Source organism: Gelidibacter sediminis, assembly GCF_004364975.1.
Taxonomy (GTDB): domain Bacteria; phylum Bacteroidota; class Bacteroidia; order Flavobacteriales; family Flavobacteriaceae; genus Gelidibacter; species Gelidibacter sediminis.
This window is the reverse complement of the sequence record NZ_SOBW01000009.1, coordinates 56,619-75,141: the sequence shown is the minus strand read 5'-3', so window position 1 is coordinate 75,141 and position 18,523 is coordinate 56,619. Positions and strand designations below refer to the sequence as shown.

Annotated in this window: 15 protein-coding genes and 1 pseudogene; 11 read left to right on the top strand and 5 right to left on the bottom strand. The window is 37.7% G+C overall.

What is annotated here, in order from left to right; genetic code table 11:
- Positions 1–276 precede the first annotated feature (276 nt).
- From BXY82_RS13255 to secA, 5 genes are all read left to right on the top strand, one after another.
- Positions 277–1,047 carry an O-methyltransferase gene (locus BXY82_RS13255; RefSeq protein WP_133758724.1) on the top strand — a complete coding sequence of 257 codons (771 nt, stop codon included), beginning with the start codon at positions 277–279 and terminating at the stop codon, positions 1,045–1,047.
- A gap of 97 nt (positions 1,048–1,144) precedes the next feature.
- Positions 1,145–1,828: an ABC transporter ATP-binding protein gene (locus BXY82_RS13250; RefSeq protein WP_133758723.1), complete on the top strand. Its 684-nt coding sequence runs from the start codon at positions 1,145–1,147 to the stop codon at positions 1,826–1,828.
- 331 nt (positions 1,829–2,159) lie between these two features.
- Complete coding sequence (locus tag BXY82_RS13240) at positions 2,160–2,735, top strand: cob(I)yrinic acid a,c-diamide adenosyltransferase (protein ID WP_133758722.1); 576 nt, start codon at positions 2,160–2,162, stop codon at positions 2,733–2,735.
- A 158-nt stretch (positions 2,736–2,893) separates the two neighbouring features.
- The gene (locus tag BXY82_RS13235; protein ID WP_010177336.1) at positions 2,894–3,115 is read left to right on the top strand and encodes a DUF2795 domain-containing protein; all 222 of its coding nucleotides are present in this window, start codon (positions 2,894–2,896) and stop codon (positions 3,113–3,115) included.
- 171 nt (positions 3,116–3,286) lie between these two features.
- Positions 3,287–6,643 (top strand): preprotein translocase subunit SecA, encoded by a 3,357-nt coding sequence (secA, locus tag BXY82_RS13230; protein ID WP_133758721.1) that lies wholly within the window; start codon positions 3,287–3,289, stop codon positions 6,641–6,643.
- Positions 6,644–6,806: 163 nt separating this feature from the next.
- On the opposite strand, the gene BXY82_RS13225 is transcribed toward secA, so the two are convergent.
- Complete coding sequence (locus BXY82_RS13225; RefSeq protein WP_133758720.1) at positions 6,807–7,100, bottom strand: NlpC/P60 family protein; 294 nt, start codon at positions 7,098–7,100, stop codon at positions 6,807–6,809.
- Positions 7,101–7,122: 22 nt separating this feature from the next.
- Positions 7,123–7,230, bottom strand: a pseudogene (locus BXY82_RS15615) (hypothetical protein); the annotation flags it as partial.
- 287 nt (positions 7,231–7,517) lie between these two features.
- On the opposite strand from BXY82_RS15615, the gene BXY82_RS13220 reads away from it, so the two are divergent.
- Complete coding sequence (locus BXY82_RS13220; protein WP_133758719.1) at positions 7,518–11,468, top strand: AsmA-like C-terminal region-containing protein; 3,951 nt, start codon at positions 7,518–7,520, stop codon at positions 11,466–11,468.
- A gap of 188 nt (positions 11,469–11,656) precedes the next feature.
- Complete coding sequence (locus BXY82_RS13215; RefSeq protein WP_133758718.1) at positions 11,657–12,688, top strand: c-type cytochrome; 1,032 nt, start codon at positions 11,657–11,659, stop codon at positions 12,686–12,688.
- 78 nt (positions 12,689–12,766) lie between these two features.
- Here BXY82_RS13215 and pncA read toward each other — a convergent pair whose 3' ends face one another.
- The 3 genes from pncA to BXY82_RS13200 all read right to left on the bottom strand — a co-directional run bounded on the left by pncA (position 12,767) and on the right by BXY82_RS13200 (position 15,524).
- The gene (gene pncA, locus BXY82_RS13210) at positions 12,767–13,375 is read right to left on the bottom strand and encodes a bifunctional nicotinamidase/pyrazinamidase (RefSeq protein ID WP_133758717.1); all 609 of its coding nucleotides are present in this window, start codon (positions 13,373–13,375) and stop codon (positions 12,767–12,769) included.
- Between the two features lie 6 nt (positions 13,376–13,381).
- A complete protein-coding gene (locus BXY82_RS13205; RefSeq protein WP_133758829.1) occupies positions 13,382–14,737 on the bottom strand; it encodes a nicotinate phosphoribosyltransferase in 1,356 nt (451 codons plus the stop codon).
- Between the two features lie 337 nt (positions 14,738–15,074).
- Positions 15,075–15,524: a KTSC domain-containing protein gene (locus BXY82_RS13200; protein WP_133758716.1), complete on the bottom strand. Its 450-nt coding sequence runs from the start codon at positions 15,522–15,524 to the stop codon at positions 15,075–15,077.
- Between the two features lie 249 nt (positions 15,525–15,773).
- Here BXY82_RS13200 and BXY82_RS15485 point away from each other — a divergent pair, with 249 nt between their 5' ends.
- The 4 genes from BXY82_RS15485 (at position 15,774) to meaB (ending at position 18,434) form a co-directional block, all read left to right on the top strand.
- On the top strand, positions 15,774–15,917 hold the full coding sequence (locus BXY82_RS15485; protein ID WP_166643304.1) for a hypothetical protein: 144 nt from the start codon (positions 15,774–15,776) through the stop codon (positions 15,915–15,917).
- Positions 15,918–15,950: 33 nt separating this feature from the next.
- Positions 15,951–16,481 carry a hypothetical protein gene (locus tag BXY82_RS13195; protein WP_133758715.1) on the top strand — a complete coding sequence of 177 codons (531 nt, stop codon included), beginning with the start codon at positions 15,951–15,953 and terminating at the stop codon, positions 16,479–16,481.
- A 243-nt stretch (positions 16,482–16,724) separates the two neighbouring features.
- Positions 16,725–17,300, top strand: coding sequence for a DUF2911 domain-containing protein (locus BXY82_RS13190; protein WP_133758714.1), 576 nt, complete (start codon positions 16,725–16,727; stop codon positions 17,298–17,300).
- Positions 17,301–17,357: 57 nt separating this feature from the next.
- Positions 17,358–18,434, top strand: a complete 1,077-nt coding sequence (gene meaB / locus BXY82_RS13185) for a methylmalonyl Co-A mutase-associated GTPase MeaB (protein WP_133758713.1) — start codon at positions 17,358–17,360, stop codon at positions 18,432–18,434.
- The last annotated feature ends 89 nt before the right edge of the window (positions 18,435–18,523 follow it).

Here is an 18,523-nt window from a genome sequence, read left to right as displayed (position 1 = left end):
AAAGACATGAATATAGAGAAGAGAATATAAAGAAGAGAACTAAAAGTCAAGAATCAAGAGACAAGAATCAAGACTGAAGACTGAAAACTGAATACTGAATACTGAATACTGAACACTGAATACTGAATACTGAACACTGAATACTGAACACTGAATACTGAATACTGAATACTGAAAACTGAATACTGAATACTGAATACTGAAGACTGAACACTGAATACTGAATACTGACTACTAAATACTAAATAGAAGCATCAAGGCAACTCGTTTACAACCGTGCACCAATTGTTATCTTACATAAACTTCATTTTAAAATCCACCAACCAACACGGGATTCATTCCCCGTTTGTGTACAATTTGGTTACGAAATGTTTTTATGACCGATCAAAACATGAAGCGTATGCTGAAATTGCATCGTACCGTAGGGAGTTGTTTAAAAACACTGACGTCATCCATATTACCGATTTCGGATCAGGTTCAAAGGTTTTCAAAACAAATGACCGTCCTATTAACGCCATTGCCAAAACTTCGGGCACAAGTTTAAAAAACACAAAGCTACTCTATCGTTTGGTAAATTATTTTAAGCCCGATCATGTTTTAGAGCTGGGCACCAACCTTGGCATCGGCACACATGCTATGGCTTTAGCTCACCCTAGTGCTAACATCACGACGATTGAAGGCTGCCCGGAATTGTTAAAAGTAGCGACTCAAAACTTTTCGGATAAAAAACTCACCAACATTAAAAGTATCCAAGGGGATTTTAACACGACCCTCATTAAACTGCCACAATCCACATGGGATTTTATTTTTTTTGACGGGCACCATTCCAAGGAGTCTACATTAGCTTATTTCGAGATGCTTCTACCCACAGCTCACAACGACTCTATTTTTGTGTTTGACGATATTTACTGGTCAAATGGCATGACGGAAGCATGGGAAATCATCAAAAACCACCCTCAAGTCACCGTTACAGTTGACACCTTTAATTGGGGCATCGTCTTTTTTAGAAGAGAGCAATTAAAGCAACATTTTAAAATTAGAGTGTAACATCTTGTGCCTTTACACGTCATATGAATCGTAAATCGTTTATTTTGCAGGTTCAAATCGACACACTGTAATCAGAAATAACACATTAAACCGTCACATGGATAACGTCATTCACATCAGAAATATCGTCAGAAACTTTCAATTAGGCTCAGAAACGGTCTATGTTTTAAAAGGTATCGATTTAGATATTGAACGTGGTGATTATGTGGCCATTATGGGTCCGTCAGGTTCTGGAAAATCGACCTTGATGAATCTTTTAGGATGTTTGGACACGCCAACCTCTGGAACGTATATTCTAAACAACCAAGATGTCAGCAAACTGAGTGATGACCAACTGGCAGAAATCAGAAATAAAGAAATCGGGTTTGTATTTCAAACCTTTAATTTATTGCCAAGAACAACTGCATTGGACAATGTGGCCTTACCCATGATTTATGCCGGCGCCTCTAAAGCCGACCGTGAAGCCCGTGCTACAGAGGTACTGACCGACGTAGGCTTAGCGGACCGAATTCATCACAAACCTAATGAACTCTCGGGTGGTCAACGCCAACGTGTGGCGGTTGGACGGGCACTTGTAAACAAGCCATCCATTATTTTGGCAGATGAACCTACCGGAAATTTGGATTCCAAAACTTCTTTGGAAATCTTACAATTGTTTGACGATATTCATACTGCTGGGAACACTGTAATTGTAGTCACTCACGAAGAAGATGTTGCGGCCCGTGCAGCACGCATTATCCGTTTAAGGGATGGTATGATTGAAAGCGATGTGAGGAATTAGGGTTCAGGCTTCAGTTGGCAGTACTCAATCAGCAGTTGGCAGTAAGCAGTTGGCAGTACTCAGTCAGCAGTTGGCAGTACTCAGTCAGCAGTTGGCAGTAAGCAGTTCGCAGTACTCAGCACTCAAACCTCACCCCTCACTCCTAACTCCTAACTCCTCACTCCTAACTTCTCACTCCTCACTCCTCACTCCTAACTTCTCACTCCTAACTTCTCACTCCTAACTCCCCAATCTTCCCAAAATTCATTCCTGTATTTGTGGCAAAACTTTTCAATCTATTGTATCTTCGTAATTCATTTCCTTCAAGCTTCGCGCTGTAAAACTTAGAACTATGAAAATCTATACTAAAACAGGAGACAAAGGGACCACCGCTCTATTTGGCGGGACAAGAGTTCCTAAACACCATATTCGCATTGACAGTTATGGCACTGTAGATGAGCTTAATTCGCATTTGGGCCTTATCAGGGACCAACAAATTAAGCAGCACTATAAAGATATTTTAATTATAATTCAAGATCGTCTTTTTACAGTGGGTGCAATTTTAGCCACAGACCCAGCTAAGGCAACGCTTAAAAATGGTAAAGAGCGATTAAACATTCCCAAAATTTCAACTGAAAACATTGAACTTTTAGAGAAGGAAATTGATCGAATGAACGATGCCTTACCCCCAATGACACATTTTGTATTACCAGGCGGCCATCAAACCGTGTCATTCTGTCATATAGCACGCTGTGTCTGCCGTAGAGCGGAGCGTTTAGCCTCTGCCCTTAATGACTTAGAACCGTTTCAACCGGAATCTTTAACCTATCTGAATCGGTTATCCGACTATCTTTTTGTGTTGGCACGGAAGTTGTCTCATGAACTGGAAGCCGAAGAAATTCAATGGATTCCTAAAAAAGAATCTTAAGATATATTAGGCAGTCACATTTTTTTTGATTATATATTGATAGTTAAGAAATTATGTAAGAATTATACGTTCTTTTTATTAATGATTAAATAATTCATTTTTTACTTGTTTCTTACAACAAAAAAATTATTTTTGCAAAAATTTAAACCGAATAACACATGTATTGGACATTAGAATTAGCATCCTATTTAAGTGATGCGCCTTGGCCAGCCACCAAAGACGAATTAATAGATTATGCAATCCGTACTGGTGCGCCTTTAGAAGTGGTGGAAAATTTACAAGCAATTGAAGATGAAGGTGACTCTTACGACTCAATTGAAGAAATCTGGTCAGATTATCCAACCGATGAAGACTACCTCTGGAATGAGGACGAATATTAAATAGATAAAAAAATTAGTTAAAAAGTCTCCTTAAGAGACTTTTTTTGTGCGCTATTTTTTAATAACCTTAGCACAAACCGTATCTTTGTAAGCCTTAAATGGCAAAACAGCATACAAATAAACATATATTAATCTACACGGCGCTTGTCAACGTGTAAACAATAATACCTTATGAGTTTTTTAGATTCAATATTGAAGGTTTTTGTTGGCGATAAATCCAAACAGGATGTCAAAGCCATCACTCCTATAGTAGAACAAGTCAAAACTTTTGAAAAAGCCTTAGAAGCCTTATCGCATGACGAATTAAGGGCGAAAACAGCGTATTTCAAATCCAAAATAGCAGCCGCGCGTAAGCCTTTTAATGATACCATTGAAAAACTTCAGAAAGATGCTGAAGCAACAGATGATATTGATGAACGTGAAGATATTTATCAGAAAATTGACCGTATTAAAGACGATATTTATAAAGCCACAGAAGAAGTCTTAAACGACATTCTTCCTGAAGCTTTTGGGGTGGTTAAAGAAACTGCAAAGCGCTTTGTTCATAATACTTCCATCACAGTTACGGCAAATACTTTTGATCGTGAAATTTCTGGAAGCAAAGACTATGTCACCTTAGAAGATGATAAAGCTATTTGGGCAAATTCTTGGGATGCTGCCGGCAAGCCAATCACTTGGGACATGATTCATTATGATGTGCAATTAATAGGTGGTGTGGCCTTACACCAAGGTAAGATTGCTGAGATGCAAACGGGTGAAGGTAAAACGCTTGTAGCGTCACTTCCAATGTACCTCAATGCGCTTGCTGGTAACGGCGTGCATTTGGTAACAGTGAATGATTACTTGGCAAAACGTGATAGTGCATGGATGGCACCACTATTTGAGTTCCACGGGATGACGGTAGATTGTATTGACTACCACCAGCCTAATTCAGCCGCTCGTAAAAAAGCATATTTGGCAGACATTACCTACGGCACCAATAATGAGTTTGGTTTTGATTACCTACGTGATAACATGGCGCACTCGCCTGACGATTTAGTGCAGCGTCCGCATCATTTTGCAATTGTAGATGAGGTGGATTCCGTATTGGTGGATGACGCGCGTACGCCGTTAATTATTTCTGGACCAGTACCACAGGGTGATCGTCATGAATTTACAGAACTAAAACCAAAGGTAGATAGTATTGCTGCTGCACAACGCGCCTATTTAACGGGTGTTTTGGCAGAAGCTAAAAAGCTGATTGCTGAAGGCGATACCAAAGAAGGTGGTTTTAAACTCCTTCGTGTGTATAGAGGTATTCCTAAAAATAAGGCTTTAATCAAGTTTTTAAGTGAAGAAGGCATCAAGCAACTCCTCCAAAAAACGGAAAACCAATACATGCAGGACAATAATCGCGAAATGCCTAAGGTAGATGCGGAACTGTACTACGTGATTGACGAAAAAAACAATCAAGTTGAATTAACAGATAAAGGTGTTGAGTTTTTATCAGGTGATGATGATCCCAACTTCTTTGTGATGCCAGAAATTGGGATGGAAATCTCAAAAATTGAAGCACAGAATCTTTCAAAGGAAGAAGAAGCTGAAGCTAAAGAAGAATTATTTAGAGATTTCGGCATCAAGTCTGAACGTATCCATACACTAAGCCAACTATTGAAGGCTTATGCCCTATTTGAAAAAGACATTCAATACGTAGTCATTGACAATAAGGTGATGATTGTTGATGAACAAACTGGTCGTATTATGGATGGCCGTCGTTATAGCGATGGATTACACCAAGCGATTGAAGCCAAAGAAAACGTAAAAATTGAAGCGGTAACCCAAACATTTGCTACGGTAACACTGCAAAATTACTTCAGAATGTATCGCAAACTGTCAGGTATGACGGGTACTGCGGTAACTGAAGCTGGCGAGTTTTGGGAAATCTATAAATTGGACGTAGTTGAAATTCCAACCAATAGACCAATTGCACGTGATGATAGAGAAGATTTAGTTTACAAAACTAAACGTGAGAAGTATAACGCAGTTATTGATGAAGTTACAAAACTTTCTCAAGCTGGCCGTCCTGTATTGATTGGTACAACTTCTGTTGAAATCAGTGAGTTGTTAGGAAAAATGCTCACCCTTCGCAAAGTACCACACAACGTACTGAACGCGAAACTCCATAAAAAAGAGGCCGATATTGTTGCGGAAGCGGGACAACCAGGTCAGGTGACCATTGCTACCAATATGGCGGGTCGTGGTACGGATATTAAATTAACGGAAGAAGTTAAGAAAGCAGGCGGTTTGGCCATTGTAGGGACTGAGCGTCATGACTCCAGACGTGTGGACAGACAGTTGCGTGGTCGTGCAGGTCGTCAGGGAGATCCAGGAAGTTCACAGTTTTATGTCTCTTTGGAAGATAACTTGATGCGTCTTTTTGGTAGTGAACGTATTGCCAAAATGATGGACAGAATGGGCTTAGAGGAAGGTGAAGTGATTCAGCACTCTATGATTTCTAAATCTATTGAACGTGCACAGAAAAAAGTTGAGGAGAATAACTTTGGTGTTCGTAAGCGTTTGTTAGAATATGATGATGTGATGAATGCGCAACGTGAGGTGATTTACAAGCGTCGTCGTCATGCCTTACATGGTGAGCGTTTGCGTGTCGATTTGGCTAATATGATTTTTGATACCTCAGAAGGCATCACCCAAACCAATAAAGCGGCTAACGATTTTAAGAATTTTGAGTTCGAATTGATTCGTTATTTCTCTATGAGTTCTCCAATTACTGAAGCTGAATTTGGTAAAATGTCAGAACAAGAAATTGCCGGTGTCATTTACAAAGCGGCGTTCAACCACTACAAAGAAAAAATGCAGCGCAATGCGGATATGGCATTTCCTGTAATTCAAAATGTTTATGAAAACCAACGAGACAAGTTTAAGCGTATCGTAGTGCCTTTTACGGATGGTGTAAAAAGTTTGCAGGTTGTTACTGATCTTGAAAAAGCCTACAATACTAACGGGAAACAGTTGATTAATGATTTTGAGAAAAACATTACACTTGCCATTGTTGACGATGCATGGAAAACGCATTTACGTAAAATGGATGAGTTAAAACAATCGGTTCAATTGGCGGTACATGAGCAAAAAGATCCTTTATTGATCTATAAATTTGAAGCGTTTGAATTGTTTAAGGTGATGATTGATCAAGTGAATAAAGATGTGATTTCATTCTTATTTAAAGGCGAATTGCCTTCTGAAACCACAGATGCCATTCAGGAAGCTCGTGAGAAACGTTCAAAAGAAAAGTTGGAAACTACCAAAGAGGAAATTCCTAATTTGGATGAACGTTCAGCACAAAGTAGAGCCGCAGGAAACATGAACCAACGTCAGGAAGTTGTAGAAACTATAGTTCGCGACAAACCTAAAATTGGTCGTAATGATAGAGTGACCATCAAGAATGTGATGAGTGGCGAAAACAGAACTCTAAAGTACAAACAAGCAGAACCTTTATTAATTAAAGGCGATTGGGTGTTAACTGAAGAATAAAGAACACCTGTGAAAGCAGAATTATTATAACTAAAAAAAATCCTGACCTCTATTGACGTCAGGATTTTTTTTGCTCACGGTGTTTATAGTTTTTGTGATGGACTAATATCCGTCTTAAAAAATGCCCTTGCTAATGTTTCACCAGCTAGATGCTACTTAAATCCTACTGAGCAGCCACTTCAAACTCATTAGTTTCGGTCAAATTAATTATCTCCCCAACATCACTATTAATGATGCGTTTTGTTCGCACATATCTGTTAAGGTTATAAGCATCAAAATTTGGAGCGTCTTTGTCGACACTGTAAATTTTAACACGGCCTGAAGAATGAATAAACTCGTTAATTCCTACCCACATACCCACATGAACAACACCACCTGGTGACGGCTCAGTGGCTTTATTACCAAAAAATAATACTAGCCTTCCAACGATCAAATTCGGCCTGATTGATTTCTTCAATGGCGCCACTATCTATCCAAGCTCAATATTTGTCAGGTGTTTGGGTTAAAGTCCAACTATTTTCCTTTTCTAAAATGTTTACTGGTGTTCCTAAAATTGCTTGAGTGGCCAATTCAGCAGAATGTGCTTGACGGTTCCTTAAGTTGGCAAATTAGGAAACCCCAACTGATTAACGGTAAATATGTCTTCACTTTCTAAACCTTATCACAATTGTCGTTTTAAAAGAAATTAAAATTATAAAAACCCTAAAATTGCAGCTTCAGGCTTAATCCTTAACCTTATGTGTTTAACAAACGCTATTTTAGGCGTATTGACATGTTGTTTTATACAGTTTATCAGACCAGGCTGAGTGAAAGTATTTTCATCCTTATGTTTTCCAACCCAAAATTTCTCCTTATTTTTCAATAAATTTCAAACTTGAAATCCCCAAAGGCCAATAACATTCCAAAACCCCGAAAATGGTGGCGGCGCCTCCTTATCGTCCTTGCCATAATAATTCTAGTTCCTATCGGCTTATTTACGATAGGTTGGTTTAATAGAGCTAGCGTTTTAGATATGGTTCAGGAATGGTACGCCGAGAATACTTCGGGCACCTTAGTTATCGGGAAAATTAATGCAAGCTTTTTAAGCGGGTTTCCAAACGTTGGCTTCACTCTAAAGGACATTAAACATACCAACACCGATACAATTACGGACCAATTTACAACGCTTCAAATTGAAGAAGCGCAATTAGTCATGGGCGCCGGAAATTTAATAAGGGGGAATTTTATATTCAGAAAAATAGGTGTCAAAAATGCGGTTTTTACTTCTGAAGTTATCAGTAAAAAATCACGTGTTTATCATGAAAATCTTAAACGCAATAAACAACAAGATCAAGAAGGATTTCAACTTCCTACGTGGTTGCATCAAAACGGGGCTACCGTAGTATTGGAAAATATTAGGTATAGTAATAAGGATACACTCTTGGATAAAGATCTCAATTTCCACATTCATAATTTAAGAACAACCTTTAAAGGCAATCAGCATCAATTAAAAGGGAGCACATGGTTAGACATAACAGTTAATCATTTAGGTTTTAATACTAAAAAAGGGAGTTTCCTAAAAAATGCCCGTGTTATAGGAAAACCAACATTTACTGTTAATTTAAGGGAGGATACAATTAATATTCCCCAATTCCCAATACATATAGACGACCAAAATTTTCAATTGTCAGCAGCTTTTAATTTGGCGGCGGCTAATGGCTTTATGTTTGATCTACAAAACAGTAGCACCGATTTTAAAGCTGTCAAAAGATTATTGAGTGATAGTATTGCCAGTAAATTAAAAGCTTACGAGATTCTTAAACCATTTGAAAGTACCATCAAAATTGAGGGTAAATTTGCTTTTGGAAACAACCCAGATGTTGAAGCAATTTTCTCAACCATCAATAATGAGATCGTTATTTCCAACAACATTCATTTAAAAAATGCTGCATTCAATGGAAATTTGACCACTGATATTTACAGCAGCGACAGTCTAGGACGTTCGAAAAAATCATCAAAAGATATCAAAATAACCTTCGACATGCTTAACGGTCAATTTGATGACATTAGGCTAACAACTGTCAATTCATATTATCAGAGCACACCCCAAGCTGCCAACTTTATACAAGCAAACGTTAGTTTAAAAGGGAAAAATGAAACCTTGACCAAACTCATAGACACTGATAATTTTGACTTTAAAGGCGGATCTTTCCAGTTAAATACCATTATTTCAGGCGACATCCCTAACATCTTTCAAATTTTGAATAAATCTACTGGACGTTTTAGGCTGAACGATACACGTGTTGTACTCAAGAAAAATGGCCTCCAACTTCCCATCCAATCAATTACCATAGACTTACAAAATGAGATTTCGAAATTAACGGAATTGACCGTCAACCTTCCCAATGGGGAAAATTTAATCTTTAGAGGCACATTAAAAAACATTGCAGGTTTACTTTCCAAATCGCCCGCTGCCCCTACTACCAGCCAAATTATATTAGCTTCTGAAAACCTCAATATTTCTGAAGTCATAACTATGGCACAAGAATTTGTACCAGAATCCAAAGCAAAACAGTCAGATAGACAAACATTACATGAAACCTTAGAAGCGGTATATAGCCAATTTCATCCGCAATTTGATATCGATGTAAAAGCATTGACCTTTAAAGATGTAATGATCAATGACGTCACCTCGAGAATAGAATTTAAAGATTCTGAGACTATTGTTCTACAAAATTTCAATTTTAAGTATGAGGATGCGTTGTCCAATCTTAAAGGCAGCATAAAGGTGTATCCACCAGAAAGCCGGTTAAAGGAAGCTATTTATTTGAATGCCGATGCAACATCTGAAGGATCGTTAAAGGTGTTTAAGACTCTTTTCAACATTGAATTATTCCGAATAGATTCCGGTCATTTTAAGTTTAATGGAAAAGTTAATGGCAATGTACGGGCTTTTAACGAACTTTTAAAAAGTGCGAAAGGCGACTTAACGCTTACCAACACAACACTGCACTACCCGCCTGCCCAAATGGATATTGCCATAGATTCCTTAGCATTGTTTGTAGATCGATCAGATATTGTTTTGAAGCGCTTCAACTTGGAGATTGACGAATTTGATCCTATTCAGCTTAATGGCCATATTAAAGAATTTCCAAACTTTTTGTTGGATGAAATTGAAGAAGAAGGCTCGGTGTTTTTAAAAATAGCTGCACCCTATTTTGATGGCGATCAACTTTTAACGACTATCAATTCTTTCGATAATACAGCATCATCAATATCTAATGATAAAAAAGCATTACACACCATTTTTAAAGATGTCAATAAATTCAACCCTGAGATTCAATTGGCAATAGATTCGCTAAAATTCAGGGATCTGATTACAGAAAGGATTGCTGCTCAGGTATATTTCGAAAATGATTCCATATTAAAGTTAGACCATTTAGATTTAACCTATAAATCTACTGTTGCGCACATTCTTGGTGAAATTAATGCGCATACCAGTAGAGCAGACTTGTTGAATGACAATCCGTTCAATCTCGATTTTTCAATGCGGGTGAAAGGAAAATCGGCAGATTTAAATGATTATTTAAAAACAACCAATTTTGTATTTAGGTCGGGTGATTTTGAATTCATAGGCCATTATAAAGGTCAATCCAAAAATTTGGAACTCCTTAATTCTGAGGCTTCCGGTGATCTAAAAATTGGCGGTACCCTGGTAGATTTTGAAGCTGCCGATCTTCAGATTCCTGTAGACAGTTTACACATACAAATTCATAATGATTTAGCTACCCTTAAGACCTTAGACATCCAATTACCCGGCAAAAGCAAGGTGTTTTTCTCCGGAGCTATTGATAATTTTTCAGATTTCATCAATGGATCCTCTGAAATCAGACAGCACAGTTCAGACTTCTCAATATACGCCCCTTATTTAGATACCCGCAATATTAAGGAGTTTTTAGACCGGTCAGAATCAACCACCAAAAAAAATACGGAAAGGAAAACTCTAAATTTAAAAAAGTGGAAAGAAGTGTTGTATAGAATCAACACATCCTTTTACCCTGCCATTGCATTAAAAGTTGACACACTAAAACATAAAGAATTTGACATTACCAGCTACCAATCGCAACTTCTTTTTGATACTAAAGGCCGCTTTAAAATTCAGGACACACAACTAGACTTCTATGGCGGTAAAATAGCAATGGATGTGGATATAGGCATCAGTGCTGGAGATCAAACACCTGTAAACATTGACATGGACGTACAGAACTTGAATCTCCACGAACTTGTGACCAGATTTGATTACTTTAACAATGACGATCTAAGGAAAGCCGATCAAATTTCTGGTAACCTCAGCTACAGACTAACAGCCAATGGTACTGCCAATAATGATGGAAAAATCAATATGAATTCTTTAAATGGAATTCTAAAGTTAGAAATTGATAGTTTAACCTTATACAATTACAAACCTTTAATGCAAAGTGTACCATTGCTAAAAGCCGATCGTTTTAAGAATTTACGATTTAGACCTATTGCCCAAACCTTTCAAATTCGCGATGGAGAGATTATAATCCCGAGAACCCAAATTCAATCTTCTGCCATTCAAGTGTTTTTTGAAGGCCGTTTAAAACTGAATGAATACACCAACATCTGGTTGTCTGTACCCTGGAAAAACCTTAAAAGTAATGATGGTTTAAACTTGCCCGAGAAAACGACCTTTGAAGACGCAGGGTCTAAGTTTTACTTGCAATTTATACAAGATCAAAACAGTAAAAGAGCAAAAAAGCAAAAGTTAAAAGTTAAATTCCGACTTGGAAATAGAAAACTTAGAAAAACACAGAAGGACTGAATGCACCAATTATAATCAATTGGACGTCGGTATACCGTAAGACCCAATAAACTCATCTAAAATTACACCTTTCATGAATGCACCTGTTAAGGTTAGCATAATGTTTTTACACGCATATAAGTCTTGAATGAGTTAATATGCCTTGCAGAGTTTGCTAACTTTAAGGGTCGTAATAATTTATCTACACCATGATTAACTATAAAATAGTAAGTAAACGAATTGCCATTATAATTTCAGCGTTAATTGGTTTAATGGCTGCCGTTTTTATTGGATTATATTTTTTTAATAAAAATCCGAAGATATTACAAAAATCAGAACGCACCATTACCATTTGGCAACCGAGAAATGTAGAGGAAGATATGGCAAACTCATTTATAATGCCAGACGTTAAATACGGTTATGAACTGCTCACCCAGACTCAAAAATACTTAGGCCCACAAGCTGAAAATCCAAAGATGCGCCTGTCCGGGAACAATTTAAAATGTACGAGCTGTCATTTAGATGCCGGCAACAGGCCTGGTTCAGGGTCATGGGCAGGGGTCACCCAGCGCTACCCTTCTTTTAGGGGGCGCTCTAATGCAATGGGTACTATTCAAGACCGTATCAACGGTTGTATGGAGCGCAGTATGAATGGTCAGAAAATTGACATAGACTCCAGAGAGATGAGAGCCATGGTGGCTTATATGGATTGGTTGAGTGAGGGCATTCCTGAAGACGAGGTTAAAAAAGTGTCAGGTTATACTAAGTTAGATCCCCCTAATACAGCGGTAGACTTAAACAAAGGGCAACAAATATTCACCAAGCATTGTATAGAATGTCATCAAGAAGATGGTCAAGGCTTAAAACACGAAGATTTTAAAGACGGCTACGTTTACCCACCATTATGGGGTGATGACACCTTTAATGACGGGGCAGGAATGCACCGCGTATTGACCGCTGCACAATTTATAAAAGCAAATATGCCTTATTTATTGGCATCGAGAGAAAAGCCTGTGTTGACTGATGAAGAAGCTTATCATGTGGCAGGATATATTAACAGTTTTAAACGTCCTGAAAAAGCAAATAAGGAAAAAGATTATCCAGACTTAAAGCTAAAACCGGTGTCTACACCATATGGCCCTTGGGAAGATAATTTTACTGCTGAACAGCATAAATACGGCCCGTTCCCCCCGATTATTGCATATTATAAAGAAAAGTTTGATCTTAAAAAATCAAAATAAGAGTATCGATATTTTTAACAATTAAATCCCATGATCTCTGTAAGTATGGGGTTATAACTGATGATGATCATGCTGTGACTATTGAATGTCTTTTGAAGAGATCATTTGAATTCCCAAATACTCCATCTCCTTTCTCAATTCTTTATAAACTTCCTGATCAAGTGCTTGGGAGGCATCTTCAACAAAAAAGCATGCAAACCCTTCTTTAAACGCATCGTAAGTTGAAAAATACACACATATATCTGCGGCGAGACCACACAAGTAGAGTTGAGAGACTCCTTTTTCTCTTAAGTATCCAGCCAATCCGGTAGATTTTAAATACCCATTATCATAAAAACCACTATAACTGTCTATAGCTTTATCTGTACCTTTTCTAAATATCGCTTCCCATTGGGTAGTATCAAGATCAGGATGAAACTCAGCCCCTTTTGTGCCCTGCACACAATGGTCTGGCCATAAGGTTTGGGATTTCCCATGAAGTTCAATTTCTTCAAAAACTGATTTCCCCTCGTGGTTAGATGCAAAGCTGATATGGTCTTGAGGATGCCAGTCCTGTGTAGCCACCACTAAATCAAATTTAGGCTGCATCGCATTAATCACAGGTACAATGGTATCACCTTCAGCTACGGGAAGTGAACCTCCAGGCATAAAATCATTTTGAACATCAATAATAAGAAGGGTTTTCATTGCTATTTAGAATTTATGTTTTAAGACTAATTTATCACGCTCTTGTTTTAACTGTGCACTAAGGCCTATCTTATAGATATGCGGATTTTGGAATCGTTTATATTCCTCTGGAAGTTTTTCCAATCGGGATTTAGAATAATTGGCTATTTCAGTAACTGTTCTTGACGGGCTGACTTTCTTTCCCTCTGTCATCACATCTTGCAGTACTGCTTCATAATCAAAACCTTTTAAACTCATATTTTTTGTCGCATCAAAAGGGTGTTCCATATAATCCACTGCACCTTCTGTAAACATAGCCACAGCATCAGCGCCGTAAAACATGCCGTTTTTATCCAAAATACGGTACACTTGCTTTTTATAAGGTAAGGACACTTTAATAATGTTTTCAGAAAGTTTGATACGTGGGGTGCCATTAAATTCTGACAACTTATAGACGCCACCCAAAGCTGCATCGGGCTTACCCGTTACTAAATTGGTACCCACACCATAAATATCAATTGGAGCGCCTTGCTCTTTTAAACTTTTAATGACATACTCATCCAACTGATTGGAGGCCACAATTTTTACATAACCCAAATTTGCCTCATCCAAAATTTTTCGAGTTTGCTTTGCCAAATAGGCCAAATCTCCACTGTCCAAACGGACTCCCAATAATTGTTCCCCAGCCTCCTCCATCTCTTTGGCTACCGTTATGGCGTTTTGCAACCCGCTTCGTAAGGTATTGTAAGTGTCAATAAGCAGGACGCAATTTTTAGGACGCACTTTTGCAAAATCCCGGAATGCTTGCAACTCATCTCCATAACTTTGAATAAAGGAATGCGCCATAGTACCCGAGGCAGAAATGTTAAAATCTTCAGCCGCCTTGACATTACTAGTACCATCAAAACCTCCAATTATCGCGGCTCTAGAAGCATAATAACCACCTGTTGCGTGGGCACGTCTCAGCCCCATATCCAATAAGGTGGCATTTTTGGCGCTATGTCTAATTCTGTTGGCCTTAGTTGCAATGAGTGTTTGGAAGTTTAAAAGGTTCAGCAACATCGTTTCAATAATTTGCGCTTCAATAATATTTGCTTCAACCTGGAGAATAGGACGGTTAGGAAATACAACATCACCTTCCCTACTCGAACGGATATTCCCATTAAACCGAAATGTTTTAAGGTAATCTAGGAATGCGCTTTCAAAACCGTGTTGTTTTAAAAAATTGAGATCAGATTCTGCAAATTTTAAATTTTCGAGAATCTCCAATACATTTTCCAATCCAGTAAAAATAGCATAGCCGCCATCAAAAGGATTACTTCTATAATAATAGTCAAAGACCGCACGACCGTCAGGTTTCGTTTTAAAATAAACTTGAGCCATGCTCAATTGGTATAGGTCCGTATAGGCTGCTGTAATCTTCAAAAGCGTCTTAGTTTTAATTCATATTGTTGAACTGTAAAGATATCCAAAAATAAATTATCCGGTTGTGCCCATACCATCAAAATATGGGGTTGTTTCCTGTGGCAACTAGAATAATCTACAATTAAATTGAATCTATTTATTACGCTCAAAAAATATAAACAATGCCAAACTTAATTAGTGTGTTCTATGCTTTTATCAATAATCAGGTAAAATCAATAAAAACTATAAGGTACAAAAAGACCTTAGCAAACATATAATTACATGCATTACTAAGGTCTTTTTTAATGTATAAAAATTAAGCCTCGGCTAAACTTCTCTTTACTTTTCTGTACACATAATTTGGATAGATACTGCGTTTAGCAAAACGGTTCAGTTTATCACTATTGATCATTTTAATATACACTTGCTTGGTCACTCCAAAATATTCGTATGTGGTGCCATCCTGAAATGTAATTTCCAACAACAATCCTTTGTGCGTATAATCTGCAATACCTGAATTGGTAATTGTTTCAGTATAATTTTCCAAATTAGCCGCAATAGTTTCTGGTGCAATACTTACTAAAAAATGGTAGCCATCAATAATTCTGCGACTTTGTAATTCAGCTTCTTGCTGCAAAGCATCTCCGTTTTGAAATTTGTCAGGATGCCATTCCTTTACCAAATCACGGTAACTCTTCTTTAAAGTCTTTAGGTCAACGTCCTGTTCTACCCCAAAGAGTTTTTTGTATTCGTTTATGCGCTTCATTCCAATATTTATTTGAGGGCGCAAAAGTACGTGATAAAATGACATGAATAACTATAATTTGTAAATAGTTGTCTTACAGTAAAAAGACTACCACCAACACTGTGTTTTATACCCATATGGGTAAACAACAGTCATGTGGCTATTACAACCCCTAGGCGTTGACTTTTAGAAATTTTTAACAATTAGGGTATACTAAATAGATTTAGGACCGTTAATCTAATATAACCATTAATCAAAAATATGTACGTAATGAAAAAAATGAATTTTGGTGCCTTGGCACTGTCTTTAGCTTTAGTCCTTACATCGTGTTCTTCAGATGATAGCGCGGATAGATCCACACATGGCGCTTTAAAAATCACAGCAAATGCCACTTATGATAATGTGCTTAATTGAGGTGTAGAAAACGTTAGCCTCGAAAAATTTCTAGTGAACTTTAAAGAAATTGAACTCGAACGAAGTGAAATCAGTGAGGACATTCAAGATGGATTTTACGGTAGTGATGACGATATAGAGCTTCAAGGTCCATTTGAAATTGATTTATTGGCAGGAAACAGTATTCCATTGGCAAGTATTGAAATTCCTAATGGCGTTTATGAGGAAATAGAGTTTGAATTCGATAAAAGTGAGAATCAGGACTCTGAATTGTTCGGAAAAAGCATGAAACTTACTGGACAGATTGACGGCGTACCGTTTGTGTTTTGGCATGATTTTGACGAAGAGATTGAAATTGACTATGAGGATGCCAATACGAACCTTGTCATAGATAATAATATTAATGAAGTACGCATCAATTTTGACCTCAACAGTGTTTTGGGTATGATTGATCTTACTTCAGCAACTGACGGGAATGCTGACGGTACTATAGAAATCAGCCCGGAGGATGAAGACGGGAATACTGATTTAGCGGAACTCTTAAAAGACGCTATCAAAACTCAGATTGATTTGATGGAAGATTAAACAGCAGTAATTTAAGAACCATTTTAATTACACTGCCCCTATTTAAGCAAAAGCTGCTTTTATAGGGGCAGCTATTATTACGCAAGGATGTACCTAACATTTTTGACTTCGATGATAAACTAATAAAAATGTCATTTGCATTAATTTTCATCCACCAAATACCAAGTTTTCATAAAACAGCGTTAAGTGCTTTATAGAGCAAGCTTTTTGATTTATATTTAACCCAGGTTTAAAATATATGTTATGAATACGTTTTTAAAACGCCTATTAATTATTCTTGCTATTGTAGCTGTCGGACTCTTTTTATATTCTCATTTTGTTGAAAATATTTTTTCAAAGCGACTCAGTCCGAAAGACATGGTAAAGTTTGAGTTAAATGACACCAGATTGGAAGTGTCATACAACCGACCATATAAAAAAGGACGTGAGATATTTGGTGCTTTAGTTCCTTATGACAAAGTATGGCGTACCGGTGCCAATGAGGCAACTACTTTTACTACCAATAAAAACTTGTTAGTAGACGGACATCCTTTACCAAATGGCACGTATACACTATGGACGGTACCAAACGACAGTGTTTGGACGGTTTATTTTAACACAAAAGAATATCCTTGGGGTGTAGATGAGCAAATGCAACCAATGCGCGAACCTCAATATGATTTATTGGAAGTGGAAGCCCCTGTCATTCATTTAAACAATACAGTAGAACAGTTTACAATTGCCTTTGATAATACCACTGATAATTTGAAATTGACCATGGCTTGGGATCAAACGAAAATTGAAGTTCCTATGGAAGTCAGCAAAGTACAGCCTGAATAGTTCCGAATCCATTTTTAAAGCTGTATCTTAATCTATACAATTGAAAAACCTAATAGTTTGACCACTTCGCAGCAATCTTCAGCACTACATGAAAATGAAGGAGTTTCTGAACCTGAAACCACCAACAAAAGCGCTATTCAAGCTATAAAGAACAAACGTCATAAGCAACCTTCTGTAGCTGATTTGGTTGAAGGAATTTTAGCTAAAGATTTAACAGCCTTAAGCAGAGCTATCACTTTGGTTGAAAGCACCAATCCTCAACATCTTAAAAAAGCAAATGCCATCATACAGGAGTGCCTTCCCTATGCCAATAACTCGGTTCGCATTGGTATTACGGGTGTTCCCGGTGTAGGTAAGAGCACATTTATTGAAACCTTTGGCACGTTTTTAACCGCAAAGGGTAAAAAAGTCGCCGTTTTGGCCGTAGACCCAAGCAGTACTTTGAGCCACGGTTCTATTTTAGGCGATAAAACCCGGATGGAAGATTTGGTTAAGGATGACAATGCATTTATTCGTCCTTCACCCTCAGGAAGCTCTCTTGGCGGTGTAGCGCGTAAAAGTAGAGAAACTATCATCCTTTGTGAAGCCGCTGGATTTGATACTATTTTAATTGAAACCGTTGGCGTGGGCCAGAGTGAAACTGCTGTCCACAGTATGGTAGATTTCTTTCTATTATTGAAAATAACTGGAGCTGGAGATGAATTACAAGGCATAAAGCGCGGCATTATGGAAATGGCAGATGCCATTGTCATTAACAAAGCAGATGGTGACAATCTAAAAAGGGCCAAAACTGCTAAGGTAGAATTTAACAGAGCTCTCCATCTATACCCTCCAAAGGAGTCCGGTTGGCAACCTAAGGTTTTACTGGCAAGCGCTTTAAAAAATGAAGGCATTCCTGAAGTATGGGAATTGATTAATACCTATTTAGAATTGGCCAAAACTTCACAATATTTTGACCATAAACGTAAAATTCAAAATAAGTTTTGGTTGCTTCAAACCATAGAGGAGCGATTGAAATCTGATTTTTACAACAATCCCGCCATTAAAACCGAATTGCAAATACAACTGCAGCATATTGAAAATGGTACAACCTCGCCATTTGCTGCCGCTGAACTCTTACTGCGGATGAAATAAATGCATCTATCTTTTATGCGATGCGATTTATAATTTGTTAAGTTAATTTCATCGTAAATCTTTTTAGGTTGCACTCCAATTGGAAGGAA